Source organism: Arsukibacterium sp. (assembly GCF_018402695.1).
GTDB lineage: Bacteria > Pseudomonadota > Gammaproteobacteria > Enterobacterales > Alteromonadaceae > Alishewanella.
Genome location: NZ_JAGYIM010000009.1, coordinates 395,263 through 420,930, shown reverse-complemented (window position 1 = coordinate 420,930; position 25,668 = coordinate 395,263). Strand labels below are relative to the sequence as shown.

Below are 25,668 nucleotides of genomic sequence, written 5' to 3'. Positions count from 1 at the left end.
TAACAGTTAACAGCGCGACATAATAAGTTGTGCCGGCTTAGTACTTAAGCCGGCCACCCTCTGCTAAAAATCTGATTGACTCATTTCAGGGACACTGCTAACTTCAGCTACAAATAATTAAAAAGTCCAACCTTATGCTGATAAAATCATTTCGTGCTTTGTTTTGCGTTGCTGTCCTGTTTAGTTGCACAAATAGCCTGGCCAGTGCCACTCCGTGGATGGAATTCAGCCAGCAAAATGGCCATGTAAAAGTACCGGTCACAGTAGCAAACATACCTGGCTACGCCATCTTAGATACCGGTGCCCAGGTTAACGCAATCAACACCAGCTTTATTGGCAAAAATGAGTTAAAACTCAATGCTGTTGGCAGTATGAAAATTGAAGGTGTGTATGGCACAGAGCAGCGCACTACGTATAATGGTGTACCCATATCTTTGCTGGGCATTGATACCAAACTGAATTCGCTGGTGGAAGTAAATCTTGGCTTTCATGAAAATGCCCTGCTACTGGGAGCCGGATTCTTTAATATGTTTATTTTGCAGCTGGATTATCCTAACCAGAAAATGCGCTTTGTCAGTCAAGACGCGATTAATATGCGTAAGTTAAGAAATGTCCGGGCTGAACAAGATAAAGGCAGTGGCATGCCGATTGTTGAAGTAGAAATAGCAGAGGGCAAAAAGGTCTGGTTACTGCTGGATACCGGCAACAGTGGTGGCATGCTAATCGACCGCTTAGTGGCAGAAAGTCTGGGTTGGTTAGATCAACTTGAAGTAGAAACACATCTGAGCTCCGGTGTTAATAAAACTGCAGTCACTGAGAGCTTTAGGATCCCCGAATTTAAAATAGGTCCTTTTGTCCTGGAAGACGTCTTGGTCTCGATACCTGCCGAAGGTGAAACCGCTAACCTGCAAAGCCAGCATTCCGCGCTGGGTTCGCGGATCCGCGGACGCAGAGTCCAGGGCCTGATTGGCTACGATGTATTACAGCACTTTCTGATCACCATCGACTATAAAGGCGGCCATGTCCATATGGCCTTACCGCAGTAATTAACAGGGATTAAGCCAGAGACGTTATGACGTACCGGTTACTGACAATCATAGTATTACTGAGCATAGTAACCGGGCTGCATGGATGCAGTAGCAGCAATAATGTAGAGCAACTTGCCGGCCAGCCTGACAACGCAGCTGAGTTGCTTAAAACCAGGCAACCATTTCGTAATATGTATTACGGTAATATTCCGTATCCTGCTGATTGTGAACAAAACTGCTATAAGCCCCATCCGCAGTTAGCATGCAAAGCCCCGGCAGAGCAATGTCATTACGCCGGGCCGCAACGAGCGCCTGAACTAAAAAGCGGTTTTAATGTGCATTGGCTCGGCCATGCCAGCTTCAGCATTACAACACCTGATGGCCAGCACGTATTACTGGACCCGGTAACCGGACAGTTCGACTGGCCGGTTAGTTGGGCAGCACATTTAACGGGCATTAAACAACGGCGCACGACGCCAGAACTTAGTGCAGAACTGCTACGGCGGGCCGATGCGGTATTATACTCTCACCTGCATTATGATCATTTCAGTACCCGCGATATTAAACGGATTGGCACCGACGCCCATTATTACCTGCCCTATGGCATGGCCTCTTATCTGCCTGACGGGGGTTATAACGCCACCGAGATGGCCTGGTACAGTAGTGCCCGTCAAGGCAAACTCACTATTCATGCGTTACCGGCACGGCACTTCAACAGCCGGACCTTCAGCGATGAAAATCAGGCGCTTTGGGCTGGCTGGTTACTTCAACATGGTGACAGTAAGCTGTTTTTTGCCGGCGATACCGGCTATTCGCAGCATTTCACTGATATCAGGCAACGCTACGGCACTATCGATATCTGCCTGCTACCTATTGCCTCCTACCATGGCCCCAATTACCGGGCTGTGCATATGACCCCGGAAGATGCGCTGATGGTGGCCAGCGAGCTGGGCTGTAAAGTGATGATCCCCTGGGGTTATGGCAATGCCAGCTGGCAAATGGGCGATCACAGCTCACACTCGGCATTGCTGCGCTTACTGAATATGCAGCAGCAACTGGATAGCCAGGTGCCGCTGCTGATTTTAAATGAGGGTGATAGTGTAAGTCTGTAAAAAAGCTCAGGAACGGTTGCAACTCCCGCTATGCTCGCCACAGCAACCCGAGGTTACTAACGAAACTCTCTGACACTCTGCGGCTGCGCCATCAGGATTCCTACCTTAGTTTGACAACCCTCATAACAGTATCCATCCCACCACCAGGCTGCCGGCAAAAACGGGCAGCGACCAGTAGTGAAACTCGCGCCATAGCCCCGGCTGTTTTGCCAGCCGCAGCGCAATTAAATTAGCCAGCGAGCCAATAGCCAGGCCAAAACCGCCCACGGTAACACCCCAACTGAGTGCCCGCCATTCATTGGTAAAGTGCTGCAGGAATATCGCTGCCGGCACATTAGAAATAAGCTGCGACAGCAACGCTGCCCCGCTATAGCTACCGGCGGGCAGCGCCACTAACTGCATTGCCAGTTGCTGCAGCAGTGGCAATTGCGCCAGAAGGCTCAAATCGATAAACATCAGCATAAATACCAGTAATAGCAGCCAATCGATACCCAGAATCACGCCGCGCTTAAATAGCGTATAGATTAGCAGTACTGCAAGGGCCGCAGCGGGCGCCAGCTGATATTCCATTGCCAGAATAATCAGCGGATAACCAGCCAGCGACCAACCAAATAAGCGACGGCTGTCAGCACTGTTATCGTGTGGCACCACTATGTGTAGCTTACGGCTACTGAAGGCAGCGCAACTTAACAGCAGGATCAGCAGCAGTAAACTCAGCGCCAGTGGCGCCATCATTAAGGAAAATTGCCAAAAGCTATAGCCGGAGGCCTGCCACAACAGCAGGTTTTGCGGATTGCCAATCGGTGTTAAGGCAGAGCCGGCATTTACCGCCAGCGCCAGAAAAATAATCAGCCGACCCACAGCTACACCGGTTAGGCGACCAATAGTTAAGGTAACAGGCAGCAGAATAAATAAGGCCACATCATTGGTAACGATGGCTGACAATAGCGCAGCAAAGACTAGTAGCAGCAATGCTAACAGCCGTTCAGAGTGGCAGCACGGCAACAACCTGGCGGCAAACCGCGCCAGATAACCACTGTCTTCTAATGCCCGGCTTAGCAGCATCAGGCCAGCCAGCGCGGCTACGGTATGCCAGTCTATCAGGACAATTACACCATGCACTGACGTAGGCTGCAGCCATAACAATAACGGCAGCAGCATCAGCAGTGTCAGTAATAAATAATCCCCGGTAAGACGGGATAAGACCCGGCGTATCAGCGGCATAGTGAAAACACTAATTAACAGAGTAATGTCGCTATTCTAACGCTTAACACCCGGGCTGTATCGCAGATTCAACCAGCCGCCTGCTTAGGTCAAAAAATAGGGGGTTTTTCTGGCAAGGAACTAGGCGTCAGGCAATAAAACCGCTAATGTAACGTCTTTGTAAATTACAAGGATAACCCATGAAGTTCTGGCTGTTGTTTGCTGTAGTAAGCGTGCCTGCCTTTGCTTACGAACCTGATCCGGAGCAGGTGCTGCGTTTTGAGCCCTCTCCGTTGCAAAATGTCCAGTTGAGCTGTGAGCGCGACAAAAATATTGTCCCCAAGCGCAGCGAACTGCAACTGGATAATTATGCCTTGCTGGCCGCCGATAATGGTGAGCGGGTGGCGATTGTTACCCTGACTAACAGCGCCGGTGGCCAGCGGATATATAATCAGGATCATATCGTTGCAGTTATGGCCGATTGTACCCGGATATTTCCGCAGGAATTTGAAATACGGCTGGCACCGCGCCAGCAAACCACCCTGCAACTTCACTTTGGTCGCACCTTACAACCGGTGCTGCAGTTAATCAGCAGCCAGTAAGGTGGGTATGTGCTGTTGATCCAACAGCACGGTTGCGGTGACAATAGCTGGCAGCTGTTGCCAACTGGCCAGGGTTAAGCGCTGAAATGGCAGCATAAAGCGCGCAAGTTCATTGTCACTCATACCACGGCCACGTGCTTGCCTCAGTTGCTGTTCCTGCTGGGCCTGCCAGCGGCAAATGCATTCCCAGTCAGGTGCTTGTAGCCAGACCAGCGGTTTTAACAGTTGCCAGTAATCGGCGTAAGCGCCTGCCAGTTGCTGGTTAACATAGTGCCGCCACTGGCCCACTGTATCTTCCAGCGCTTCCATTGTATTCACCGGCACAGCCAGATCAGCCTCTGCCTGGGGCTGGATGCCCAGACACCAGCCTTCGACTATTAACAGATCCAGCTGTTGTGCCGGCAAAGCAGCAACAGGCTCGTCCAACACTTTATCAAACTGGCGCAAGGCCACCGGCTGGCCAGCCAGCACGGCTTTAGCATCACGAATAGCCTGTTGTATATCATGGGTGCCCGGCACACCGCGCTGCGCCAGCAACGGGTGAATAGTTTGCGCCAGCTGTTGCCGTTGCGCTTGACTCAGATAGTAATCGTCCAGCGATACGCTGCCGGCGGCAATCCCTCTGGACACCAACAACTCGGTCAGAGCCCTTGCCAGGGTGCTTTTCCCTGTGCCCTGGGCTCCACTGATACCAATGACAGCGGGTGTTGGCAAAGTCAATAATGGCTTGAGCAGTTGTAACAATAACTGCTTATACGCAGCGTCTGCCGCAGGTGTCAGCTGCAGCTGGCTGATAATGACACTAACCGGGTTCATTCCGGTTCCGCCGATGGCTCTTCCAGCCAGCGATACAGGGTGCGGCGGGTAATCCCCAGGATCTGCGCCGCCCGTTGCTTATTACCAGCAGTATGATTAAGCACCTGTTGTACATAATTTTGCTGCAGTTGTTGCAAAGTTGGCCAGCTTTTGTTGGCTGGCAGGGCGTCACTGTTGGCTGGCGGTTGGTAGTTACGGATCCGTTCGGGCAGATCAGCCACCGCAATGTGCTGGCCACTGGCAAAGGTAAAAGCGCGCTCGATGGCATTTTGCAGTTCGCGAACGTTACCGGGAAACGGGTAACGATACAGACAATCTAAGGCCGGCTGACTTAAGCCCTGCACTGCTTTTTGTTGTTGCTGCTGAAACTGGCTGACAAAATGATTCGCCAGCAGTTCTAAGTCTTCGGCGCGCTGGCGCAGTGGCGGCACGGCCAGGCTGAAGGTTTCCAGCCGGTAGAATAAATCAGCCCTGAATTCACCCTGCTCGACTTTTTGTTCTAAATCCTGATGGGTCGCTGCCAGAATACGCACATCAACTGCTACTTCCTGATCACTACCCACCGGCCGGATTTTACCTTCCTGCAATACCCGCAGCAGTTTGGCCTGCAATAACAGCGGCATTTCGGCAATTTCGTCCAGCAATAAGGTCCCGCCATCGGCTTCTTTTAATAAGCCGGTACGGGCATTGCGGGCCCCGGTAAAAGCGCCGGCAGCATGACCAAAAAACTCACTTTCCATCAGCTCGGCCGGAATACCGGCGCAATTTACGGCGATAAAAGGTTTAGCATTTCGCGGGCTTTGCTGGTGAATTGCCCGCGCTACCAGTTCTTTACCAGTGCCACTTTCCCCCAAAATAAGCACAGCCCCCTGCGCCGGGGCCAGCTGGGCAATTTGTTGATACAGCAGACGCATCGCCCGGCTGTTACCCACCAACCCACCCGGGCCGGTCTGGCGGGTTGATTGGCGCAACTGCTGCACTTCCTGCTGCAACGCCTGGCGTTGCAATAAACGCTGAACAGCTAATGCCAGATGCTCCAGATCCAGCGGTTTTGTCAGAAAGTCATCCGCACCCTGTTTCAGCGCGGCGACAGCCTGACGCACGGTACCGAAGGCGGTGATTAGCAACAATGCTGGTGGTTCATTGCGCTGTTTAAGTTGAGTCAGCAGCTCCATACCGCTGATCCCGGGCAAACGGATATCGCTTATCACCAGCGAAAACTGCTGCTCAGCCAAAAGCGCCAGTAGCGCCTCGGCACTGTCGCAGGCACTAACCTGATACCCCAGCCCGGTCAGCTCTTCCTGCAGCAGTTCTTTTAAAGCCGGGTCGTCCTCCACCACGGCTATCTGTTGTGGGCCTGCCATAACTTACTCCTATACTGATGAGGCTGCCGATGCTGAAGTTAATGGCAGGATCAGGCAGACTTCACAGCCGCCTGCTGCCAGATTGTGTAACAACACCCGCCCCTGATGTGCCTGGACAATTTGCTGCACAATCGCCAGGCCAAGCCCGGTACCTTTACCCTGCACTTTGGTTGAGACAAAAGGCGCAACCAGTTCGTCAGCCGTCAGGCTGGTGGGCAAGCCAGGGCCGTCGTCCTGAACCCGCAGCCACAGCTCAGTACCCTGAATTTCAGCGCTTAACTCAACCCGGCTGTGAGCAGCTTGCATGGCATTACGTAAAACATTAACCAATGCCAGTTCCAACCGCGGCACATCGGCTTGCAGGCTAAGCTGCGGATAACCTGGCGCCAGCTTTGGTATAACATCCTGCTCTTGTTGCTCGAAACTTAAACTGTGCAGCGCTTGTTGCAACAACTGGTCCAGGGCAATTTGCTGTTGGGGCGCCACCGGGGTGTGAGCAAAGGCCTGTAATTGCTGCACCATCCGGTTTAACCGGGCGACCTGGCCCCGCACCGCTTCCAGCTGGCGTTTACTGTCGTCATCAGTTTGCTGACGCAGCAGGCGCTGGGCCCGGCCATCTATTACACTGAGCGGTGCCCCAAGCTCATGAGCGACACCACTAACCACCTGGCCAACGGCTGCCATCGTTTCCTGAGCTTTTAACTGCTGTGCCAGTTTCTCCCGCTCCTGTTGCTGGCGCAAAATAGCGGCATTGCTGTTATTTATGTGGTCCAGCATGCTGTTCAGGCCCCGGCTCAACTCTTGCAACTCGGTCGGGCCGTTGCTATCAGCCCGGTGCTGGCTGTCACCAGCGGCTACCCGGCGCATGCTTGCCACTAACCGGGCAACCGGCTGACCCACCGCGCTGCTATGGCCTAACCACATAATAAGCAAGCTTAATACCGCCAGTGCCAGCCAGCTGAGCCAAGCCAGCTCAGCCAGTTGGTTTAATGATTTGGAAAAATCACTTTGTTTGCGGTTTATTTGTAACAGGCCGTGGATCCGGCCGGAACGGTCGACAATGGGCAGAAACTGCGAAAATACTGACTCACCCGATACCGAACGATAACTATCCTGTAACTGGCCGGTTCGTACTACCTCTGAGGCGACCAGACTGCGTGACAAATCGCGCTCGGTCACGCCGCTGGCCGCAACCAGGCCGCCGTCGGTATCATAAACTGAGGCACCATATACCCGGCCAATGGTAAATACTGACTCCAGATAAGTGGTAATAGTAGCGGTATCCTGCTGCAATAAAGCATCACTGATTGGCACCCGGATTGCCCGGCCTATCAGCTCCAGATCAGACCGCAAACTGTCGGCTACCAGTGTATTTGTAAAGCTCAGGCCAAACCGCATAGCCAGCGCAGCCAACAATAACATCGGCAACACCACATAAAAAAATAAACGTCGCTGCAAACTGGCCAGCGGCCAGCGCCATAAGTTGGTTAGTTTTGTCACAACCCCTCCTTTAGTGTGTCTAAAGTATACATAAAAATGCACCTTATTAACTGAACGCCAACTTAAATTAATTTAAGCTTATGATTTATTTAGGTTTTATATGTTGGCACGGAACTGGCTATAGTAAGGATGAACTCAAATAAAGGAGAAACCTATGCGTAAATCATATCTGGCAGTTGTACTAGCAGGCTTAACCATGGCAGGCACCGCTCAGTTAGCTCAGGCGCAGGCCAATCCGGCAACGCCGCCGGCTCAGGCACAACCGCAAATGGAAATGAAAAATTTTGACGACGCTACTTTGTTGAAGTTCAGCATGGCGATGGAAGGTGTGCAGCAAGTCGGCAGCAAATATGAAGCGGAGTTTCAGAACGCCGAAGACGCCGCTGAAGCGCAGAAAATTCAGCAGGCAGCTCAACAGGAAATGGTAGAGGCTGTGCAGTCTTCTGGCTTATCAACTGAAGAATACAATCAAATTGCTCAACAGGCACAGCAGGATGAAGAGCTGCGCAACCGTATTCTGGAAATGGCCGATACCGAATAACCAATTTTATCCTCCTCCGACAAAGGCACCGCAAGGTGCCTTTTCATTTTGGGGCAAACTGGCTAAGGTATAAGTATTCCGACACTTTATTCAAAACCTAGCCAAAGAGCCTGCCATGTTAAATGCTGCTGCCAAACCCCTGGTAAAACTGGTCGACCGTTACCTGCCTGATCCTTATATTTTTGTATTATTGCTAAGCCTGGTCGTTTTTGCCGCGGCCGTGCTGCTTGAACAACAAGCGCCGCTGCAGGTATTGCAATACTGGGGCGATGGTTTCTGGGGCCTGCTGAGCTTTTCGATGCAAATGTTGCTGGTGCTGGTAACCGGTTTTATGCTGGCCAGTACGCCACTGGTTACCGCCATGCTTAATCGCCTGGCCGGGCTGGCCCGCTCAGCTGGTCAGGCGATTATTCTGGTTACAGTGGTATCCCTTATTGCCAGCTGGCTGAACTGGGGCTTTGGCTTAGTGGTAGGCGCTTTATTTGCCAAAGCGCTGGCCCGCCGGGTAAAAGTCGATTACCGCTTACTGGTGGCCAGTGCCTATTCCGGTTTTGTGGTCTGGCACGGCGGCTTAGCGGGGTCGGTGCCACTGACTATTGCCACGCCCGGTCATTTCAGTGAAACCCAAATTGGAGTTATCAGCACCGGCAATACTATTTTTGCCAGCTTTAATCTGCTGTTACTGGCGTTACTATTTGTTGCCATACCGCTGGTCAATTATCTGATGCTGCCTAAAGCCGGCGATAGTGTCTATGTCGACCCAGCCAAGCTGCAGGATGCACCACTGCCGCAGAGCGATAACGCTCGGCCGGCTGACAAGCTGGAAAACAGCCTGTTGCTGGGTTTACTGGTGGGGTTTGCCGGACTCGCTTATCTGCTGCAGTACTTTGTAGCGGGCGGCACACTGAACCTGAATATCGTCAATTATCTGTTTTTGTTTCTGGCCATAGTGCTGCATGGCACACCGCGGCGCTTGCTACACAGCCTGCAGCAGGCAATACAGGGCGGGGCCGGTATAGTGATCCAGTTTCCGTTTTACGCCGGCATTATGGCGATTATGGTGCAATCGGGGCTGGCACAAAGTATGTCGCAGTGGTTTGTCAGCTTTGCCACAGCCGAGACACTGGCGTTCTGGAGCTTTATCAGCGCTGGTATCGTCAATATATTCGTGCCCTCCGGCGGCGGCCAGTGGGCAGTGCAGGCCCCCATTATGCTGCCCGCAGCACTGGAGCTGGGGGCCGATGTCAGCCGGGTAGCGATGGCCGTTGCCTGGGGTGATGCCTGGACTAACCTTATTCAACCGTTCTGGGCCCTACCGGTACTGGCAATAGCCGGCTTAAAAGCCAAAGACATTATGGGCTTTTGCCTGCTGCAGCTGGTTGTTACCGGCATAATTATTAGTCTGGTGCTGCGTTTTGCCTGACTGAAAAACTCAACTAACACCCGTTGCCAATTGTAACTGCTGCATTAACGCCGCCAGTGCTTGCGCTTCGGGCTTTGGATTATTGCTTAACGCCGCAAATACGCCCTGCTGATCGGCCACACTTCTGTGCTGGCCCAGCTTCAATTTGCCGCTAAGTTCGGTAATGGTTACTTTTACCCCGACAATAGCCGCTGCCAGTTTTTGCTGGTAAGTGTCCGGCATTTTTATCATTGCGGCGGCGACATCAGGCTCATATTTGGCGATCTGTAATGCCAGATGTGCCCGCGTTGCTGCAGGCTGCAGCAATTCTGCCTGGCCCAGCACCTGAGCGACGGCGTAGTTCCAGGTTGGCACCGCTTTTTCGGTTTGATACCAGCGTGGCGAAATATAGGCATGCGGGCCGGTGAAAGTAATCAGCACCTGTTGTTTGTTAAGTTGCTGCCAGTGCGGATTCTGCCGGGCGATATGGCCATATAATACACCGTGCTCCCCCTCTTCACGCTGCAACAGCCAGGGTAAATGACTGCAGAAGAATGGCGTACTGATCAGGGCGCCAAAACTGTGCTGAGTTATAAAATCGTGTAGTGAGTTTTTGTCAGTAAAGGCCATTTTTGGCGGACAATACAGCATCTGGTACTCCTGTCGCTACGCTTTACGGGCGATGGCAAAAGCATTGTTAAGCGGCTGAAAGCCCACTTTGGGGTAATATTCCATCGCTGATGGCGCGCTTAACAACAACTGCTGCACCTGCGGCCCGGTATGCCGCTGCACTTCGGCCAGCAACTGCGCACCAATGCCTTGTTGCTGCCAGGCTTTATCAACCAGCAAATCAGCGATATACACCACGAAGCTATAATCGGTTAAGCAGCGGGCTAATCCCACCAACTTGCCATCCTGGCGTGCGGTAATCACTAAATTGGCGTGCTGCAACATGCGCTGCATCCGCGCAGGCTGCTCAGTCGGGCGGTTAATGCCCGAAGCAATATACAACGCAATTGCCTCATCGGGGTTAAGCTCAGTTTCAACGGTAAATGTGAATGACATAGCGACCTGTCCTGTTGTGCTTTTATCTATTGGGCCTGGCGCTATTGCACCGCTAAACTGGCATGATATAAATAACCAGTTTTAACAAATGGAGCAGACCAGTTGCCAGCCTTTCGCCTGAGTACCGACGCCCTGACCTTAACAGGTGCTGGCGAATTACACCGCCAGTTATATCTTAGCCTGCGCCAGCAATTGCTTGGCCAGTCATGGCCCGCGGGGACATTGTTGCCCTCCGAGCGGCAACTGGCTGCAGATCTGCAGCTAAGCCGCAGCACCGTGCAACAGGCATTACAACAGTTAGTGGCAGAAGGCTATATTGAAGCACAGCACGGCCGCGGTTATGCCATTGTCGCGGTACTACCGGATCACTTTTTTGCTGCCGACCCGCCAGGCGCCAAAGCAGTAGCGGCGTTATCCAGCCAGCACTATGGTCTAAGCGCCAAAGCATCTGCACCCGCGGGCCGCTTGCAACCCGGGGTATCAGCGTTGCGACAATTTCCGTTCCGGCAGTGGCAGCAATTGCTGCAACGTCATGCTAATCGCCCAGCGCTATGTGGCATGGCCACTGAGCCGCTGGGTTATTTGCCACTGCGCCGGGCACTGGTGCAATATTTGCGGCAGTCCCGGCAACTGGTTTGTGATGAAAATACCATTCTAATTACGGCCGGTGCCCAGCAGGCGCTATTTATCGCCGCCAAACTGGTTGGCCGCAGCGGCCAGCGCGTTTTAATGGAATCGCCAGGCTATCCCAGATTACAGCAGGCACTGCAACTGGCAGAACTGGATATTGGCTTTCTGCCAGCGGCCAGCACAAGCGGCCTGGATCCTGCCAGCTTACCGCTCGCCAGTCAGGCGAAAGCATTGTTTCTGACACCATCCCATCAGTACCCTTGCGGCGGCATTATGCCGCTAAGCCAGCGTCTGGCCTTACTGAACTGGGCCAGTGCTGCGCAGTGCTGGCTGGTAGAAGACGACTACGACAGCGAATTTCAGTACCGCCACCGGCCAATGGCCAGCTTGCAGGGGCTGGCGAATGGCCAAGGCGTAATGTTTGCCGGCTCGTTTAGTAAAACCCTGTTTCCGGCGTTGCGCCTGGGATACCTGGTGCTACCATCGGAACTGGCAGGCCAGGCCAGTGCGATGTTGCAGGCATTGCATGGTGATGTGCCTTTGCTGCCCCAGGCCGTGCTGGCCGACTTTATTGACGAGGGCCATTTTAACCGCCACCTGCGCAGAATGCGCCGCTGCTATCAGCAGCAAAAACAACGTGCTGTGCACCTGCTGCAGCAGCATTTTCCTGCAGCTACCATTCTGGCCCAGGACGCCGGCCTGCACCTGAGCTTGCTGCTGCCCGGCCTGAAAGATGATGTCGCATTGTGCCGGGACATTAATCAGCATGGCTTTAAACTGCAGCCATTTAGCCGCTATTGTTTTTTAAAAGAAGCTGAACGCGGCTTAGTAATTGGTATTGCTGATGCTGACGAGCCCAGCTTGCTGGATTTTATTGGCCTGCTCGAGCGGGCGCTGACCGCCGCCTAAAGCCGTAATGGCCTTGCCTGGCGGGATCCCGAAAATAAAAACTGATCGCCAGCACGAACAGTATTGATAATGGTTATCATTACTGTATGATCAGCGCCAATTTCGGAGGTGAGTATGCAGTTAACCATGAATAAATTAAAACTGGCATTGGCCGTACAACTGGCCTGGCTGCCTGCAGCGGCAATAGCGCAAACTAATGATGAGCAAGCAGTAGAAACTATTACCGTCACAGGTAATTACACAGTAAATGAAACCATTGATACCGCCACTGGCCTGGGCCTGACACTGCTGGAAACACCGCAGTCCGTCAGTGTGATGACAGCGCAGCGGATTAAAGATTTAGATATCAGTTCAATTGCGGATGCGGTAACGCAAACGCCGGGGCTGACCTCTAAAGCCTTTGACAGCACCCGTAACACCTTTAGTGCCCGCGGTTTTGATATCGATAAATTTCAGCTGGACGGTGTGCCACTGGCCTGGAGTTTAGCAGGCGATTCCGGTGAAACCATTACTGATGTGGTGATTTATGAACGGATAGAAGTGGTACGCGGTGCCACCGGCCTGCTGACCGGCGTGGGTGAGCCATCAGCTTCAATTAATCTGGTGCGCAAGCATGCCAATGCCCGCGAATTAAGTGGCAGCGTCGAAGGCGGTATTGGCAGTTGGAATCAGCGTCATATTACTGCTGATATCAGCACACCACTCACTAGCGACGGCAATATCCGGGCCCGGCTGGTAGCGAAGAAAGAGAACAGCGATAGCTTCCGCGATTTAGCAAAAGAAGATAAAACCGTATTGTACGGGGTGCTGGATGCCGATTTTGAGCATGGCATCTCGCTTAGCCTGGGCAGCAGCTATCAGGACAATAACCCGACGGCCTCTACCTGGGGCGCCTTGCCGCCGTTATTCAGTGACGATACGCCAACTAACTGGGACCGTGCAACTACCACCGCTGCCGACTGGACCCGCTGGGATTCGACCAGCAAAAACCACTTTGTCAGCCTGCTGAAGCAGTTCAATAACGGCTGGCAGCTAAAAGCCAACTACAACCACAACAAAAATACCGCCGACACCCGCCTGCTGTACATTTATGGTGCCGCTGATATCGACACGGGTGAAGGCCTGATTGCCTGGCCATATAACAGTGAAGGCTTCAGCCAGCAGGACAGCCTGGATATACAGTTACAGGGCAGTTACAGCTTACTGGGGCGCGAGCATGAAGTGGTAGTAGGCGCGCTGCACAGTGAACAGCAATCTGAAGTGCTGGTGTATGCTGCCCTGGAGTGGCCGGGTACCGGTAACTTCTATAACTGGGACGGCAGTGTGGCTGAGCCTGGCTGGGCCGCCACCCCGACTAAAGATGTCGATTTGGATACTGAACAGCAAGGCCTGTACGCCGCAACCCGCTTTGCCATAACCGAGCAGCTTAAGCTGATTGCCGGTGGCCGCTACACAGACTGGCAACGTGCCGGCACCAACTACGGGGCAGTACAGGATTTTGGCGATAGCCAGTTTGTGCCCTATGTTGGCCTGACCTATCAGTTAACAGACGACCATATGTTGTACGCCAGTCACACCGAAATTTTTATGCCGCAAAATGCCTATGACCGCAATGGTGATTTTCTGGATGCTGTAACCGGCAGTAATCAGGAACTCGGCCTGAAAAGCAGTTATCTGGACGGCGCCTTACAAACGGCGCTAGCGGTATTCCGGATTGAGCAGGATAATTTAGCGCAGGCCGATGCCGCGTATAATGACCCGGAGAACAATTTTTTCCCGTCATTTGCCGCCAGAGGCGCCACCAGTGAAGGCTTTGAACTGGAAGTTATTGGCCGGGTTAATGACAGCTGGAATATCAGTGCCGGCTATTCACAGTTTAAAGCTGAAGCCAGTAACGGCGCAGATATCAATGTTAACCATCCACGCAAAAAACTGAACCTGTTCTCCACCTATCAGTTTTTCGAGGCGCTGGCTGGCTTAACTGTGGGCGCAGGCCTCAGTTGGGAGAGTGAATCGTACAGTGATGTGCTGCCGCTGTTGCTGAGCGATCAAACCTATCAGATAAAACAGGACAGCTTTGTGCTGGCTAACCTGATGGCGCGCTATGAGATTAACGCGCAATTCTCGGTACAAATGAACGTGCATAACCTGTTTGATAAAACCTATTATAACGGCTTAACCCAACAATATAATTACGGCGCACCACGTAACTTCAGCCTCGGCGTAACCTGGTCGTTTTAAATAAAAAGCTGATAATAAAAATGGCCGCGTTTGCGGCCATTTTTGTCTGTGTAATCTGACAAACTCTGCATGACATGGTTTGCTCACATCAACACGCCATAAATTATCCATGAGGCTCCATTCGTCGGGCCATCCATGGCCTCCACCGGTTGATTTAAAGCAAACCAGTCATGCTTCTTCCCGCCCGGTTAGAAGTTATACCGCAGGTTAGCACTAATAGCGCGGCGCTGACCGTAGAAACAATCACCACGGGCTAAACAAGAGGTAATCACCGTTTTATCAGTAATATTCTGTGCTTGCAGGCTCAGGCTGTAAGCACCAAAATTGTAACCCAGCATTGCATCAAACAGGGTATAGCTGGCGGTAGTCAGCGGCTGGTTTAATACCACACCGTTTTGCTCAACATAGGCGGTACCATCTGACGTTTCACCCAGATAACGCACACCGGCGCCAAACTGCCAGTTAGCAAGTACCGCCGGGCGCCAGGTGGCCCAGAGTGATGCTAACTGATCCGGCTGCGCTGCTAAGGTTGCGCCCAGCTCAGCCAGGGTATTACTCTGGCTGATATAAGCATCGATATAGGCATAGCTAGCGTAAATATCCAGCTCGTCCCAGGCCAGCTGCGCTTCCAGCTCGAGGCCTTTAGACGTTACTTCGCCATCCTGCACCTGGCCGTTGGGGTTAATTACCGCCGGGTCTGCCGCCTGAGCTGCCGACAGGGTGGTGGTGCGATTCTGCTCGGTAATATCAAACACAGCGGCGGTTAACAGATGTTCCGTGCCTTTGGGTTGATATTTTAAACCCGCCTCCCACTGTTGGCCTGTTTTCGGCTGGAACGGTTTGCCGAAGGCATCTGTGCCCAGCAAGGGTTCAAACGATTCGCTGAAACTCAGATAGGGTGAAATCCCGCCATCAAATAAGTACATTAACCCCAGCCGGCCCGTCGTGGCATGTTGGCTGGTACTGCTACCCGTTTGCGGTTTGGTGGTAGCGCGGTCGCGACGCAGTGCCGCCGACAGCAGCCACTTGTCGGCGATTTTCATATTATCCTGCAGGTAAACCCCGGCCTGGTAAGTCGTGCTGGACGGGCTGTCGGCGATATTGGCCGCGGTGGGCAGGTTAGCAACCTGGCCATAAACCGGATTATATAAATCCAGCAAACCGCCGCTTGCCGCATAGAAGGTGTCGTTGTCGGTATAGGCATGCTGATAATCAAAACCGGCTACCAGGGAGTGCTGTACAGCACCGGTATCAAAGTTACCATGTAGCTGTAAGTCACTGGTCAGGGCTCGCGCATCGGCATCGCTTAAATACACCACCCGGTTAACGCTGCGGTTGTCATCCTGCAGCACTGGCGGCCAGCCATACATAGTATGGTAATCGGCATGGCTGTCACTGTACCGGCTGGCCAGACGCAACTGCCAGTCGGCAGATAAATCATGTTCAACAATTGCCGTTACGGCGGTTTGCTCAGTATCGTATTTATCAAAGCCCGGTTCGGAGACAAAGCGGTTGCTTGGGATCTGGCCAAACTCATTCGGTAAAATAGTGCCTTTATGCGGAAAAAACTGGGTGCTGGAACCCGCCTCATTCTGCTGCCAATTGGCCAGCACCGTTATTTTGGTATTGTCAGCCGGCTGCCAGCTGACTGACGGTGCCAGCACCAGGCTGTTATCCGGTACAAAGTCGGTTTGGGTATCACTGTCACGCCACAATGCCAGCAGCCGGCCTTGCAATGAGGCATCATCATTTAAGGCACCGGTAATGTCACCCGCCAATTGTTTCCGCGAATAGTTGCCCAGCTGGGCCCATAGCTGGCCACTGGTCACCGGCTCTGGTTTTTTGCTGACTAAATTAACGATACCGCCAATTGACCCCTGGCCATACAACACTGAACTGGGGCCTTTCAGTATTTCAATTTGCTGCAGCGTATAAGGTGCTACCCGTACATTATTATAAAAGCCAAATAACGATTTTAAGCCATCCAGATATTGCACCGGCGACACACCACGAATTTGTGCCCAGTCACCACGGGTATCCAGGCCGTAAGGGCCATTATATAATCCTGAAACATAGCCCAGCGCATCCTGCACCGTTAACGCACCCAGATCAGCAATCCGCTCTTCGGTCAGTACCGAAACGGATAGCGGCGTTTCAATAATTGGCGTATCAGACTTGGTGCCCGAAGCGCTGACGTAAGAAATAAGCCCACGCTGACTTTTTACCGTGATAACTTCAACCGCGGCTTCGCTGGTACTGGCCGGGTCTTTTTCTACTGCGAATAATGGCTGACTGCATGCAATAGCAATGCTGCCGGCTAACACCGAATACTTCATGCTGGTATTTCCTTGTGATTAACATTGCCCGGCATTCTAAATGCAAATAACTCTCAATTACAATAGTGTTGATAATCATTCCTATTACTATTATTATGGCGGCCTGATATAAACTTCAGCGTTAACCTCACAGGCAAAGCTTTCATGGCAAAACTCAGCAATCGTTTCTGGTTTCAATTACATGGCTGGTGTTCACTGCCAATCTGGCTGATTTTTTGCTTTGTCTGCCTGAGCGGCACCATAGCGGTATTCAGCCATGAACTGACCTGGTTAACCAACCCGGCGGCGCGCGCCACTAACCCTGATAAATTACCGGCCAAACCGGTAGCCGAACTGGTCGCCAAGGTGCAACAAGCTTACCCGACCGCCGATGTTGGCAGTGTGATGCTGTTTGAGCCCTATCTGGTGAATGCCGTTATTTTTACCGACCACGACAAGCCGTTTGCGATTGCCTACGTTAATCAGTACAGCGGCGACATTCAGCAGATTAATGAAGGCATGACCTTTATCAACTTTATGCGCAGCCTGCATGGCTGGTTGCTGTTTCCATGGCAAAGCGGCTACAGCGTGGGTTATTACCTGGTGTCGGCGATGGCTATTGTCATGCTGGGTGCGTTAATCACCGGTTTAGTTATTTATAAAAACTTCTGGCGTAGTTTTACTCAACCGAAAATCCGCTTACATCAGGGGAAAAAAACCGTATTAACTGACTTACACCGCTTGGCCGGGGTATGGTCTATCTGGTTTTTAATGGTGATGAGTGCCACCGGGCTATGGTATCTGGTGCAAGCGGTGATGTGGCATGCCGATATTGATATTGAGCCACATGCGCCGCTGGTCGCGGTATCAGAGCTGCCGGCCACGCAGAGCGCGCCGCCGGTTGATTTTGCCGCAGCGATGCAAATTGCCACTGAGCGTTTCCCCGATTTTCAACCCAGCTTTTTAATGCTACCCGAACATAACCGCGGTATGTATACCCTGATGGGCGGCGGCGATCATATTTTTTATGATCAGTACTCGTACAATCTGAGCATTAACCCCTGGACCGGCGAGATTGCCCAGGAAAAATCGCCGGCCAGCATGAGCGCACTGCAAACGGTGATGCATATCGCCGACCCGCTGCACTATGGCACCCTGGGTGGCATCTGGACCAAAGCCATCTGGTTTTTGTTTGGCTTGTTATTATCGGGCATGTCGATCAGCGGCTTTATGATCTGGGGCAGTCGCACCGTCAACGCAGTGCGGGCCAGTCGCCAAGCAAGCTACACGCAGGAGGTGCCGAATGGCGCGCAATAATACATTCTGGCAACGGCATAAATTTAAATTAAATGGCCTGGTGCTGCTGTTACCGCTGTGGTTTTTATATGACTCGCTGACCCCGGAATTTCCGCCTGCCTGGCCGGCACAGCAGCTGGGCGCATTTGAAATAGCGCCAATGCCACTGGATTTAAAACCGCCGTATGCGCACCATGATGAATACGTTAAAGACTTTTATCTGAGCTTTAGTCAGGGTGATATTGCTGCTATCCGGCAGGGATATCTGAATATCGGCCCTACGCCGCTGCCACTGGCAGAACTGCAGCAAGGCGAAGAGGGTATTTTGCATGGCAGCCGCCATGGCCAGCATGTGCACGCCATAGCGCCACCGCAACTCGCGGCCACCGATAAAGTCTGGCTGACCCTGCAAACCTGGCAGGGCGAAGTACTAACCACCAGCTGGCCGTTGCCAGCGGAATTACTTGCCGCACAATAAGTCGCTGCCACGTTAACCGCCAGCTCTGATCTGGACTGTGACCTTGAATTATTGCGCCGGCGGCCGGATATTCTGTTTATCATTAACGTTAATTGCCAGATAACAGGAGCAGCATTATGCAACATATCGTGATAACCGGCGGCAATAAAGGCATTGGCCTGGCACTGGTGAAGCAGTATCTGGCAAAGGGCGATAAAGTATCGGTAATTTGCCGCCAGCCCTCGGCCGAACTGGCCGATTTAGACGTCACCCTGTACAGCGGTGTTGAGCTGGGCGAGCCGCAGAAAATTAAAGACGTTGCTGCAAAATTTGCCGAAAATAGCATCGATGTGCTGATTAACAACGCCGGTATCTTTTGCAACGAGACCCTGGATAACTTTAATGAAACGACGATTTTAAAGCAGTTTCAGGTAAACAGCATTGCGCCAGTGTTGCTAAGCCAGCAGCTGCTGGCTGCGCTTAAAGATGGTGGCAAAATTGCCATGATCAGCAGCCGGATGGGCTCGATAGCCGACAATGATTCCGGCAGTTATTACGGCTACCGGATGGCCAAAGCCGCGTTAAATGCCAGCAGTGTATCGCTGGCGCACGACCTGGCGCCACGCCAGATAAGTGTTGGCATTTACCACCCAGGCTATGTGCAAACTGAAATGGTTGGCTTTGGCGGCGATATCAGCCCCGATGAGGCCGCCCGTCGCTTAACCGGCTTGATCAGCGAACTGAGCCCGGCCAATAGTGGCAAGTTTTATCACAGTAACGGCAGCGAGTTACCCTGGTAACGGAAAAAGCCGGCCCGGGTTAGCGGACCGGCACAGCGGCGTTGGCTCTGACAAAAAGTACGAGATCAAAGCCGAAAAGTGTAGTTAATACTTGGCGTCCAGCATTGCCTGCAGTTGCTGTAACTGCTCTTTGTTTAATTCAGCGGTCTGCAGTAAGCGCTTTATTGCTTCATACTGATGGCCTCTGGCTTCAGCATGGATTTCGATTAACCGCTGTTCGCTTAACTCGCCGTCTCCCCGCTGAATTACGATATGTTTTATGTTCTCAAGCTCCTGCCAGTCGATTTTTGGTGGGTGTGGTGGCGCAGGTGGTTTCGGCGGCCCCTCAGTTAACAGTTTTTCCAGCTTATGCCGCTGCTCTGGCTCCAGTTCAGCACTGAACTGCTGCCACTCAGCACTGTCCCGCCAGTTATCCCCTGTAAACCGCCATTCTTTTTTCTCACCATCATGCATCACCACAATCCGGGTTTCCTGCTCTTTCACGGTTTCCGGCTGTTCAGCCAGGGCCTGCGGTAAAGCACAGCCTGTCAGTAAAGTAATTAGCGCGGCATTCAGTATACTCATCTTCATGTTGTTGCTCCTTCCATTTGTCGGTATGTAGCTGTTGCTGCAGGCCTTACAATGAAAGTTTAATGCCACAATTTTTATTGTTTAAAATCAATAATGTTGAAAATGTGGTTACGTTGATAGTCCCGATATCTGCTGCTATATATCCCGATATCGGGATATATTGACCTCCCGCCGACCGGCCTTTGCTGCCTACCTGCCGGCAGCAGGCGATATCCGGGGCTTTGGCAAACTGGCACAGGGGTTGTAAGCTAAGCACTATTAGCACTATTGAGAGCGGCAGTATGTCAATTCGCTGGGCATTGAGTTTAGGCATAATTTGCCTGTTACTGGTTATGGCGGCTAGTCAGATTTGGCTGGTTCGGTTTTTTCAGGGCCAGATAGAGCAGCAAATTAGCAGCAGTAGTTCAGAAATAACCCGGGTAGTTCTGGCGCAAACCGCGGATCAGCTGAAAACCATAATCCGACGACCGCCCCCACCACCTGCGCCGCCAGTGCCCGCCAAAGGTGAGGCACCTCGCGAGCAGGCTGCGCCGCGCGAACCCAAGGTGCAGATTATTGAGATTGAAAAAGACGGCCGGCAACTTAACATCGAATCACTGGCGGATATTGACTGGCAGCAGGAGCAGCAGGCGGTAGCACATTTACTGCAGCAAATTGCCGCCGAAAAACTGCAAGACCGCGCTGAACAATTACATCGCAGCGGCCGCTTTAATCAAGCCGGGCCACTTATTGCTGAATTTACCCGTTATACCATGCTGCTGATTGCCGCGAGCACCGCCCTGGCCATGCTGATTGCGCTATGGCTGGGACATCGTTTGATCCAGCCACTGCAGCGGCTGGTGGCCGGTTTTAAACAGTTGCAACAGGGTCAGCTTGGTCAGCAGGTGGCCACAACGGGGTTAGCAGAATACCGCTATGTCAGCGAGCAATTTAATCAGATGAGCAGTCAGTTGGCTGCGTTGGCTGCTCAGGCAGAGCAACATCAGCAGCAACAGCATTTAGCTGAGTTGGGTGAAATAAGCCGCGGCATGGTGCATGCGCTGCGTAACCCCATTCATACCTTAAGTTTATTGCTGGAGCAGGTAGCCAGCAGTGATGATCCGGCGTTGCGGCAACGGTTAAGTGAACAGGCCGAGCAGAAAATGCAGCATATCAACCGCAACCTGACGGCGATGTTGACCCTGAGCTGTGCCGATATTGATCGCAGCCAGCCGGTGTCACTTCAAAATGTAATTAATGATTTGCTGCTGGAATTCAGCACCGAGCAATTACATTTTACAGTCAGTGGCGCTGGCACTACTCAGCTGGCGGGAGCCGAAGCAGAGCTACGCAGTATTTTTCATACCGTGTTAGCGAATGCCGCTGAAGCGTCCGGTGGTAAAGGCCAGATCAGCATTGACGTCCAATCGCTGGCCCAGCAGCTACAGATAACAATTTGTGACGATGGCCCGGGGCTCAGTCCGGATATTGCCAGTCGTTTATTTAGTCCGCACTGCTCTACCAAAGCTGATGGCGCGGGCATGGGTCTATATATCGCCAGCCGGCTGCTGAAGCTTTATTATCAGGGTACCATTAGCTTGAAAAACCGCTCCGAGGGTGGCTGCTGCGTCACCATTATTTTTAGTAAAACCGATACCTTTACCGCAGCAGGAGCACAATCATGAAGGCTGGGATTCTACTGGTAGAGGATGACAACCAACAACGCCAGTTGTTATGTCAGCTGCTACACGCCGAGCAATATCAGGTGTTCAGCGCCGCCACCGTGGAAGACGCCCTGGTGCTGCTAAAACAGCAGCCACAAATTGAGCTGGTATTCAGCGACTGGAAGCTGGGTAATTACACCGGCTTAACGATTTTAAATTATGTGCGCAGCAACCTGCCGGAATTGGGTTTTGTCGTAGCAACGGCGTACGGTTCGGTCAGCCATGCGGTCGAGGCTATCCAGGCCGGCGCCGATGACTATTTAACCAAACCTTTTAAGCGCCAGGAACTGCTGCTGGCCGTTAGCAAGGGGTTAACCGCCAAGCGGCTGCGCAGCCAGAACCGGCAACTGAGCCAGCAGCTTAGCGAGCAACGCCAGCTGGTCGATTTAATTGGTAAAGCGCCCTGTATGCAGCAGCTATTTCAGCGGATTAACCGAGTGTCGAACAGCGATGCCACGGTACTGATCAGTGGCGAAAGCGGCACCGGTAAAGAGCTCGCAGCCCGGGCGCTGCATCAGCTATCGTCACGCTGCAAAGGGCCCTTTATTGCCATCAACTGTGGTGCCATCCCCGAGCAACTGGCTGAAGCAGAGCTGTTTGGCGCGGAAAAAGGCGCTTATACCGGCGCGCATCAGGCCAAAGCCGGTAAGTTTGAAGCGGCCGCCGGCGGCACGCTGTTTCTGGATGAAGTAGCCGAACTGCCGTTAAGCCTGCAGGCGAAACTATTGCGCTTGCTGCAGGAGGGCAAAGTAACCCGGCTGGGCAGCCACCAGGAGATCACCCTGGATGTGCGGCTAATCGCCGCCAGTCATCAGGATTTAGCCCAGGCGGTGCAGGATGGTCGCTTTCGCGAAGATCTCTTCTACCGGCTGAATGTGGTGCCGCTGCATATGCCGGCGCTGCGCCAGCGCAGCGAGGATATTCCGCAGTTAATTCAGCATTTTCTGCAAATCAGCCAGCAGCGTTATCAACTTTCAGCACCGGCGTTAACCAAAGCGACGCTGAAACAACTAATGGATTACCCCTGGCCGGGCAATGTACGGGAACTGGCCAACCGGATTGAACGCTTTGTGCTCCTGGGTGACGAAAACGAATTACTGGCTGATTTAACCACACAAAGCACCCCAGGCGGCTTTGAGTTACCGCCAGACGGCCTGAACTGGCAGCAACATGAACGCGACTGCCTGCAGCAGGCCCTTAATCGCGCCGGCGGCAATAAAGCCCAGGCAGCAAAACTGCTGCAGTTACCCTATAAAACTCTGCTATACCGGCTGGAAAAATACCGGTTAACCGGCTGAGTATGGCCGTTGCCGCCACAGCGGCAATGGCGGTTTTCTTTGCATCTGTCGCTGGTTTTGCTTATGTTGCTTATCTCAGGGAGGAGACATGTCAGCCTATCAACATAATAAAACGCTAGCGGCCACACTGGCACTGGTAAAACGACGCAGCGGACAGGTAAACAGCAAAACCGAGCTGCTGCAGTTGCTGGATAAACTGGGTGGGTTACCGCAACCAATACGTTATCAGCATCTGCCGCTGTGGCTTTGCAGTGCAGGCCTAGTTGCCGGCGCACTTAGCTGCATCTGGCTTTATCATTATCTGGTTGAACTGACCTGGCTGCCGGCCATTGGCTGGACCCTGCTGGGCCTGAGCCTGCTGCCGCTGCTGGTGATTGGCTGGCGTTATGCCAGCCTGAAAAAACTGAGCCGGCAGCTATACTGGCACAATGCGCTGCTGGATAACCAACTGCAGCTGCTACGCCCGGGCCAGTGGCCCGATAGCCGCAGCTGGCAACAGCAGTTTGCCGAATTTGACCGCGGCAACCACAAACGTGAATTTAAACAGATTCTCGCCGGCCATTATGCTGGTGATGAGCACCAGTTTGACTATCACTACTGGCATTTTCACTACGTTGACCGGCGCACAGTAAGCCGTGCCAACGGCAAAGGCACCCGCACCGAATATACTCATTATGACCGCTATGGCTTAATGCTGCCCTTTAGCTATGTGCAAAGCCTGTTTATCTGCAGCTTTGCGCCAAAGGGCTTTAGTGGCGAGAAATATCAGAGTGACTCCGGCCGCTTTAATAAAATATTTAACGTGCGTGCCCGCGAGCAAATGCAGGCGGCGCGCTTTTTAAAACCGGCGGTAGTGGTAGCGCTGGAAGATTTAGCCGGCCAGTTGAGTCAGCTTAACCTGGAGTTCAGTGCCGATGGCGTGCTCTGCATTAGTTTCGCCAATGCTGACCTTTTGGATGCCCGGCCACCCTGCGGCCTGGAGCAGCTCAGCCGGTTCCGGCAAAGCATTGAGCAGGCGACGGCGCTGCCAAAATTGCAACAAACACTGGCTGGCATGCATCAGTTAATGCGACACTCTGACTCAAACTTTTAATGTTAATGCGTTTAATTATTTAGCGCGGCAGGAGCAGCAGATGACAACAGGCATTATTATCGGCGTCATTATTCTACTGGCAGTATTTGTGGTAGTGATTTACAACGGCATTATTACCCGGATGAACGCGGTAGAGCGCGGCTGGGCCAATGTGATTACTCAGGAGCGGCAGAAAAATAAAATGATCCCGCATCTGGAGCAGGTAGTGGCGCAGTTTCAGTTGCATGAAACCAATTTGCAAACTCAAATCACTTCGCTGCGCAGCGGCATTGCCCAGCTGCAAAGCGATAAGATTGACGCCGGCCAGCTTGAGCAGGTAGAAAGCCGTACCAAGGAGCTAATGCAGGGTTTGAACATCGCGCTAGAAGCCTACCCGGAGTTAAAAGCCTCTGAGGTATTTAATAACCTGATGCGGGAAATAGCTGAGCAGCAGGAAAACATCGGCGCCGCCATCCGGATTTTTAACCAGAATGTGGAAGACTTTAATAACGGCATTGAAGTATTTCCAAACTCACTGGTAAATGCCAGCCTGAACAAAAAAAGCCGGGTTACCCCCTTCCATGACACTGAGGCAGAGGCCGGCTTTGAGTATAAGTTAAAGTAGTTCGATATTATCCAGCTCAAACTGGAACTTGCCCTGCATCATGCTGTCGCTGCTGGCCGCATAGCCGCCGCTGCGGGCCGTTAAGTCGGTATTTAAATCAGCAATTAGCCCGGCACTGGTGAATAACTGTGGTTTCATACCGTTTCCTCAGCCTTGATGATGCTCAGTCAGATACTGGCGAATTTGCTGGTTCAGCCAATCAGGCGCGTCAGCCATAATAAAATGTTTGGAATTGCGGGCAAATGCGAAACGATGAAATGCAGCCGGTGCCTTGGCCAGTTGCTGCTCATAGTTAGCTTGTACCTGCTCAGGTGTACTGTAAGGCGCGCCATGTTGCAGCGCGCCAAGGGTCAGCACCGGCACCCGGATAGCAGCCAATTGCGGCCGCAAATCTGCGCGCATCAGCTCGCCCATCACCCTGCCGGAAGTTGGGCCATCCGAGCGGGTCATGTCACTGGCAATACGCTGCTGCCAGCCGGGGTCAGATGCCATGCTGCGAGCCATGGCCATAGGGTCGAAACCACGACGTTGCGCCGGCTTACTGTCACTGTCTGTGGTCACATTTTCCGGCGGCGCGCTGTTTTGTGAAAACAACGCACCGAGCGCCGGTAAGCCATCAACATTAATCGCCCCACCGATCTGCTCCGGAGCGCCTGCTGCCAGCGCCAGTGCCAGATATCCCCCTAAAGAATGGCCAATGACGACAGGCTTATCCAGTTGCTGCTTGTTTATGTAGCTTAAAATGGCCTGTTGCTGCAATGCCAGATAGCCCTCACCCCAGTTTTGCATTGGTATCGGTTCTACCCCACCGAATCCGGCCAGGGTGAGAATATGCAATTGATAGTCAGCCTGTAATGCCTCAACGGTGCTTTGCCAGACGTCACCTGACGAGGCCACCCCCGGAATGAGTATGACAGCCGGCCCCTCGCCGATGACCTCGACGTTAAAGCAGGCGCAAGCAGGTTGCTGCTGGCTGGCAGCATCAGCGACAACGGCTGCGGGTTTAGCCAGCAGCGCGCTGGCGGGAGTCATTACTGTTGCGGCCAACAAGGCAACTGTACAAAGGGTTTTGATTTTCACGGTAATGGTGTGGTTCAAAGTTGTGCGTTTCATAGGGCG

At 52.7% G+C, this 25,668-nt stretch carries 24 protein-coding genes; 14 read left to right on the top strand and 10 right to left on the bottom strand.

Going from position 1 to position 25,668, the window contains the following annotated elements; all coding sequences use genetic code 11:
• Positions 1-134: 134 nt before the first annotated feature.
• Together KG631_RS04025 and KG631_RS04020 are read left to right on the top strand one after the other, a co-directional pair.
• Complete coding sequence (locus KG631_RS04025; protein ID WP_213995584.1) at positions 135-1,046, top strand: pepsin/retropepsin-like aspartic protease family protein; 912 nt, start codon at positions 135-137, stop codon at positions 1,044-1,046.
• Positions 1,047-1,072: 26 nt separating this feature from the next.
• Positions 1,073-2,140: an MBL fold metallo-hydrolase gene (locus KG631_RS04020; protein ID WP_213995583.1), complete on the top strand. Its 1,068-nt coding sequence runs from the start codon at positions 1,073-1,075 to the stop codon at positions 2,138-2,140.
• Between the two features lie 120 nt (positions 2,141-2,260).
• Here KG631_RS04020 and KG631_RS04015 read toward each other — a convergent pair whose 3' ends face one another.
• Entirely contained in the window at positions 2,261-3,364 is a 1,104-nt protein-coding gene (locus KG631_RS04015; RefSeq protein WP_301003578.1) for an SLC13 family permease, read from the bottom strand.
• Between the two features lie 179 nt (positions 3,365-3,543).
• Between KG631_RS04015 and KG631_RS04010 the strand changes: the two genes are divergently transcribed.
• Positions 3,544-3,945, top strand: a complete 402-nt coding sequence (locus KG631_RS04010; RefSeq protein WP_213995582.1) for a hypothetical protein — start codon at positions 3,544-3,546, stop codon at positions 3,943-3,945.
• On the opposite strand, the gene KG631_RS04005 is transcribed toward KG631_RS04010, so the two are convergent.
• Genes KG631_RS04005 through KG631_RS19170 form a run of 3 tightly spaced genes read right to left on the bottom strand, consistent with a single transcriptional unit; the run spans position 3,928 to position 7,625 of the window.
• Positions 3,928-4,761: an ATP-binding cassette domain-containing protein gene (locus tag KG631_RS04005; protein WP_213995581.1), complete on the bottom strand. Its 834-nt coding sequence runs from the start codon at positions 4,759-4,761 to the stop codon at positions 3,928-3,930. The two genes, KG631_RS04010 and KG631_RS04005, sit on opposite strands and share 18 nt — an antisense overlap.
• A complete protein-coding gene (locus tag KG631_RS04000; protein ID WP_213995580.1) occupies positions 4,758-6,125 on the bottom strand; it encodes a sigma-54 dependent transcriptional regulator in 1,368 nt (455 codons plus the stop codon). The genes KG631_RS04005 and KG631_RS04000 overlap by 4 nt, the downstream gene beginning before the upstream one ends.
• A gap of 9 nt (positions 6,126-6,134) precedes the next feature.
• The gene (locus KG631_RS19170; protein ID WP_213995579.1) at positions 6,135-7,625 is read right to left on the bottom strand and encodes an ATP-binding protein; all 1,491 of its coding nucleotides are present in this window, start codon (positions 7,623-7,625) and stop codon (positions 6,135-6,137) included.
• A 154-nt stretch (positions 7,626-7,779) separates the two neighbouring features.
• Between KG631_RS19170 and KG631_RS03990 the strand changes: the two genes are divergently transcribed.
• Positions 7,780-8,166: a DUF4168 domain-containing protein gene (locus tag KG631_RS03990; RefSeq protein WP_213995578.1), complete on the top strand. Its 387-nt coding sequence runs from the start codon at positions 7,780-7,782 to the stop codon at positions 8,164-8,166.
• A gap of 115 nt (positions 8,167-8,281) precedes the next feature.
• Entirely contained in the window at positions 8,282-9,589 is a 1,308-nt protein-coding gene (locus tag KG631_RS03985) for a TIGR00366 family protein (protein WP_213995577.1), read from the top strand.
• 9 nt (positions 9,590-9,598) lie between these two features.
• On the opposite strand, the gene KG631_RS03980 is transcribed toward KG631_RS03985, so the two are convergent.
• Both KG631_RS03980 and KG631_RS03975 read right to left on the bottom strand, forming a co-directional pair.
• Positions 9,599-10,219: an FMN-binding negative transcriptional regulator gene (locus tag KG631_RS03980; RefSeq protein ID WP_213995576.1), complete on the bottom strand. Its 621-nt coding sequence runs from the start codon at positions 10,217-10,219 to the stop codon at positions 9,599-9,601.
• Positions 10,220-10,234: 15 nt separating this feature from the next.
• Positions 10,235-10,633: a GNAT family N-acetyltransferase gene (locus tag KG631_RS03975; protein WP_213995575.1), complete on the bottom strand. Its 399-nt coding sequence runs from the start codon at positions 10,631-10,633 to the stop codon at positions 10,235-10,237.
• A gap of 102 nt (positions 10,634-10,735) precedes the next feature.
• On the opposite strand from KG631_RS03975, the gene KG631_RS03970 reads away from it, so the two are divergent.
• Positions 10,736-12,172, top strand: coding sequence for a PLP-dependent aminotransferase family protein (locus KG631_RS03970; RefSeq protein WP_213995574.1), 1,437 nt, complete (start codon positions 10,736-10,738; stop codon positions 12,170-12,172).
• A gap of 126 nt (positions 12,173-12,298) precedes the next feature.
• Positions 12,299-14,413 carry a TonB-dependent siderophore receptor gene (locus tag KG631_RS03965; RefSeq protein WP_301003577.1) on the top strand — a complete coding sequence of 705 codons (2,115 nt, stop codon included), beginning with the start codon at positions 12,299-12,301 and terminating at the stop codon, positions 14,411-14,413.
• A gap of 188 nt (positions 14,414-14,601) precedes the next feature.
• Here KG631_RS03965 and KG631_RS03960 read toward each other — a convergent pair whose 3' ends face one another.
• Positions 14,602-16,749 carry a TonB-dependent siderophore receptor gene (locus tag KG631_RS03960; protein ID WP_213995572.1) on the bottom strand — a complete coding sequence of 716 codons (2,148 nt, stop codon included), beginning with the start codon at positions 16,747-16,749 and terminating at the stop codon, positions 14,602-14,604.
• A 144-nt stretch (positions 16,750-16,893) separates the two neighbouring features.
• Here KG631_RS03960 and KG631_RS03955 point away from each other — a divergent pair, with 144 nt between their 5' ends.
• The 3 genes from KG631_RS03955 to KG631_RS03945 all read left to right on the top strand — a co-directional run bounded on the left by KG631_RS03955 (position 16,894) and on the right by KG631_RS03945 (position 19,281).
• Positions 16,894-18,045, top strand: a complete 1,152-nt coding sequence (locus KG631_RS03955; RefSeq protein WP_213995571.1) for a PepSY-associated TM helix domain-containing protein — start codon at positions 16,894-16,896, stop codon at positions 18,043-18,045.
• On the top strand, positions 18,032-18,502 hold the full coding sequence (locus KG631_RS03950; RefSeq protein WP_213995570.1) for a hypothetical protein: 471 nt from the start codon (positions 18,032-18,034) through the stop codon (positions 18,500-18,502). Before KG631_RS03955 ends, KG631_RS03950 begins: the two co-directional genes overlap by 14 nt.
• Positions 18,503-18,618: 116 nt before the next feature.
• Positions 18,619-19,281, top strand: coding sequence for an SDR family oxidoreductase (locus tag KG631_RS03945; RefSeq protein WP_213995569.1), 663 nt, complete (start codon positions 18,619-18,621; stop codon positions 19,279-19,281).
• Positions 19,282-19,365: 84 nt separating this feature from the next.
• Here the strand turns inward: KG631_RS03945 and KG631_RS03940 are convergent, their stop codons facing one another.
• Complete coding sequence (locus KG631_RS03940; protein WP_213995568.1) at positions 19,366-19,851, bottom strand: hypothetical protein; 486 nt, start codon at positions 19,849-19,851, stop codon at positions 19,366-19,368.
• A 281-nt stretch (positions 19,852-20,132) separates the two neighbouring features.
• On the opposite strand from KG631_RS03940, the gene KG631_RS03935 reads away from it, so the two are divergent.
• The 4 genes from KG631_RS03935 to KG631_RS03920 all read left to right on the top strand — a co-directional run bounded on the left by KG631_RS03935 (position 20,133) and on the right by KG631_RS03920 (position 24,549).
• Positions 20,133-21,515, top strand: a complete 1,383-nt coding sequence (locus tag KG631_RS03935; RefSeq protein ID WP_213995567.1) for a HAMP domain-containing sensor histidine kinase — start codon at positions 20,133-20,135, stop codon at positions 21,513-21,515.
• Positions 21,512-22,852, top strand: a complete 1,341-nt coding sequence (locus KG631_RS03930; RefSeq protein WP_213995566.1) for a sigma-54 dependent transcriptional regulator — start codon at positions 21,512-21,514, stop codon at positions 22,850-22,852. The genes KG631_RS03935 and KG631_RS03930 overlap by 4 nt, the downstream gene beginning before the upstream one ends.
• 88 nt (positions 22,853-22,940) lie before the next feature.
• Positions 22,941-23,945 carry a hypothetical protein gene (locus tag KG631_RS03925; RefSeq protein WP_213995565.1) on the top strand — a complete coding sequence of 335 codons (1,005 nt, stop codon included), beginning with the start codon at positions 22,941-22,943 and terminating at the stop codon, positions 23,943-23,945.
• Between the two features lie 40 nt (positions 23,946-23,985).
• Positions 23,986-24,549 (top strand): LemA family protein, encoded by a 564-nt coding sequence (locus tag KG631_RS03920; RefSeq protein WP_213995562.1) that lies wholly within the window; start codon positions 23,986-23,988, stop codon positions 24,547-24,549.
• On the opposite strand, the gene KG631_RS03915 is transcribed toward KG631_RS03920, so the two are convergent.
• Both KG631_RS03915 and KG631_RS03910 read right to left on the bottom strand, forming a co-directional pair.
• Positions 24,541-24,687: a hypothetical protein gene (locus tag KG631_RS03915; RefSeq protein WP_213995560.1), complete on the bottom strand. Its 147-nt coding sequence runs from the start codon at positions 24,685-24,687 to the stop codon at positions 24,541-24,543. The two genes, KG631_RS03920 and KG631_RS03915, sit on opposite strands and share 9 nt — an antisense overlap.
• A gap of 9 nt (positions 24,688-24,696) precedes the next feature.
• The gene (locus KG631_RS03910; protein WP_301003576.1) at positions 24,697-25,662 is read right to left on the bottom strand and encodes an alpha/beta hydrolase; all 966 of its coding nucleotides are present in this window, start codon (positions 25,660-25,662) and stop codon (positions 24,697-24,699) included.
• Positions 25,663-25,668 lie beyond the last annotated feature (6 nt).

What these genes read in the sequence shown, in the direction of transcription:
- KG631_RS03945 (WP_213995569.1), top strand. Translation starts at nt 18,619, where the DNA reads ATGCAACATATCGTGATAACCGGCGGCAATAAAGGCATTGGCCTGGCA.
- KG631_RS03975 (WP_213995575.1), bottom strand. Translation starts at nt 10,633, where the DNA reads ATGTCATTCACATTTACCGTTGAAACTGAGCTTAACCCCGATGAGGCA.
- KG631_RS04020 (WP_213995583.1), top strand. Translation starts at nt 1,073, where the DNA reads ATGACGTACCGGTTACTGACAATCATAGTATTACTGAGCATAGTAACC.
- KG631_RS03935 (WP_213995567.1), top strand. Translation starts at nt 20,133, where the DNA reads ATGTCAATTCGCTGGGCATTGAGTTTAGGCATAATTTGCCTGTTACTG.
- KG631_RS03950 (WP_213995570.1), top strand. Translation starts at nt 18,032, where the DNA reads ATGGCGCGCAATAATACATTCTGGCAACGGCATAAATTTAAATTAAAT.
- KG631_RS04005 (WP_213995581.1), bottom strand. Translation starts at nt 4,761, where the DNA reads ATGAACCCGGTTAGTGTCATTATCAGCCAGCTGCAGCTGACACCTGCG.
- KG631_RS03990 (WP_213995578.1), top strand. Translation starts at nt 7,780, where the DNA reads ATGCGTAAATCATATCTGGCAGTTGTACTAGCAGGCTTAACCATGGCA.
- KG631_RS04000 (WP_213995580.1), bottom strand. Translation starts at nt 6,125, where the DNA reads ATGGCAGGCCCACAACAGATAGCCGTGGTGGAGGACGACCCGGCTTTA.
- KG631_RS03915 (WP_213995560.1), bottom strand. Translation starts at nt 24,687, where the DNA reads ATGAAACCACAGTTATTCACCAGTGCCGGGCTAATTGCTGATTTAAAT.
- KG631_RS03940 (WP_213995568.1), bottom strand. Translation starts at nt 19,851, where the DNA reads ATGAAGATGAGTATACTGAATGCCGCGCTAATTACTTTACTGACAGGC.
- KG631_RS03930 (WP_213995566.1), top strand. Translation starts at nt 21,512, where the DNA reads ATGAAGGCTGGGATTCTACTGGTAGAGGATGACAACCAACAACGCCAG.
- KG631_RS04025 (WP_213995584.1), top strand. Translation starts at nt 135, where the DNA reads ATGCTGATAAAATCATTTCGTGCTTTGTTTTGCGTTGCTGTCCTGTTT.
- KG631_RS03920 (WP_213995562.1), top strand. Translation starts at nt 23,986, where the DNA reads ATGACAACAGGCATTATTATCGGCGTCATTATTCTACTGGCAGTATTT.
- KG631_RS04010 (WP_213995582.1), top strand. Translation starts at nt 3,544, where the DNA reads ATGAAGTTCTGGCTGTTGTTTGCTGTAGTAAGCGTGCCTGCCTTTGCT.
- KG631_RS03925 (WP_213995565.1), top strand. Translation starts at nt 22,941, where the DNA reads ATGTCAGCCTATCAACATAATAAAACGCTAGCGGCCACACTGGCACTG.
- KG631_RS03980 (WP_213995576.1), bottom strand. Translation starts at nt 10,219, where the DNA reads ATGCTGTATTGTCCGCCAAAAATGGCCTTTACTGACAAAAACTCACTA.
- KG631_RS03985 (WP_213995577.1), top strand. Translation starts at nt 8,282, where the DNA reads ATGTTAAATGCTGCTGCCAAACCCCTGGTAAAACTGGTCGACCGTTAC.
- KG631_RS04015 (WP_301003578.1), bottom strand. Translation starts at nt 3,364, where the DNA reads ATGCCGCTGATACGCCGGGTCTTATCCCGTCTTACCGGGGATTATTTA.
- KG631_RS03910 (WP_301003576.1), bottom strand. Translation starts at nt 25,662, where the DNA reads ATGAAACGCACAACTTTGAACCACACCATTACCGTGAAAATCAAAACC.
- KG631_RS03960 (WP_213995572.1), bottom strand. Translation starts at nt 16,749, where the DNA reads ATGAAGTATTCGGTGTTAGCCGGCAGCATTGCTATTGCATGCAGTCAG.
- KG631_RS03965 (WP_301003577.1), top strand. Translation starts at nt 12,299, where the DNA reads ATGAATAAATTAAAACTGGCATTGGCCGTACAACTGGCCTGGCTGCCT.
- KG631_RS03955 (WP_213995571.1), top strand. Translation starts at nt 16,894, where the DNA reads ATGGCAAAACTCAGCAATCGTTTCTGGTTTCAATTACATGGCTGGTGT.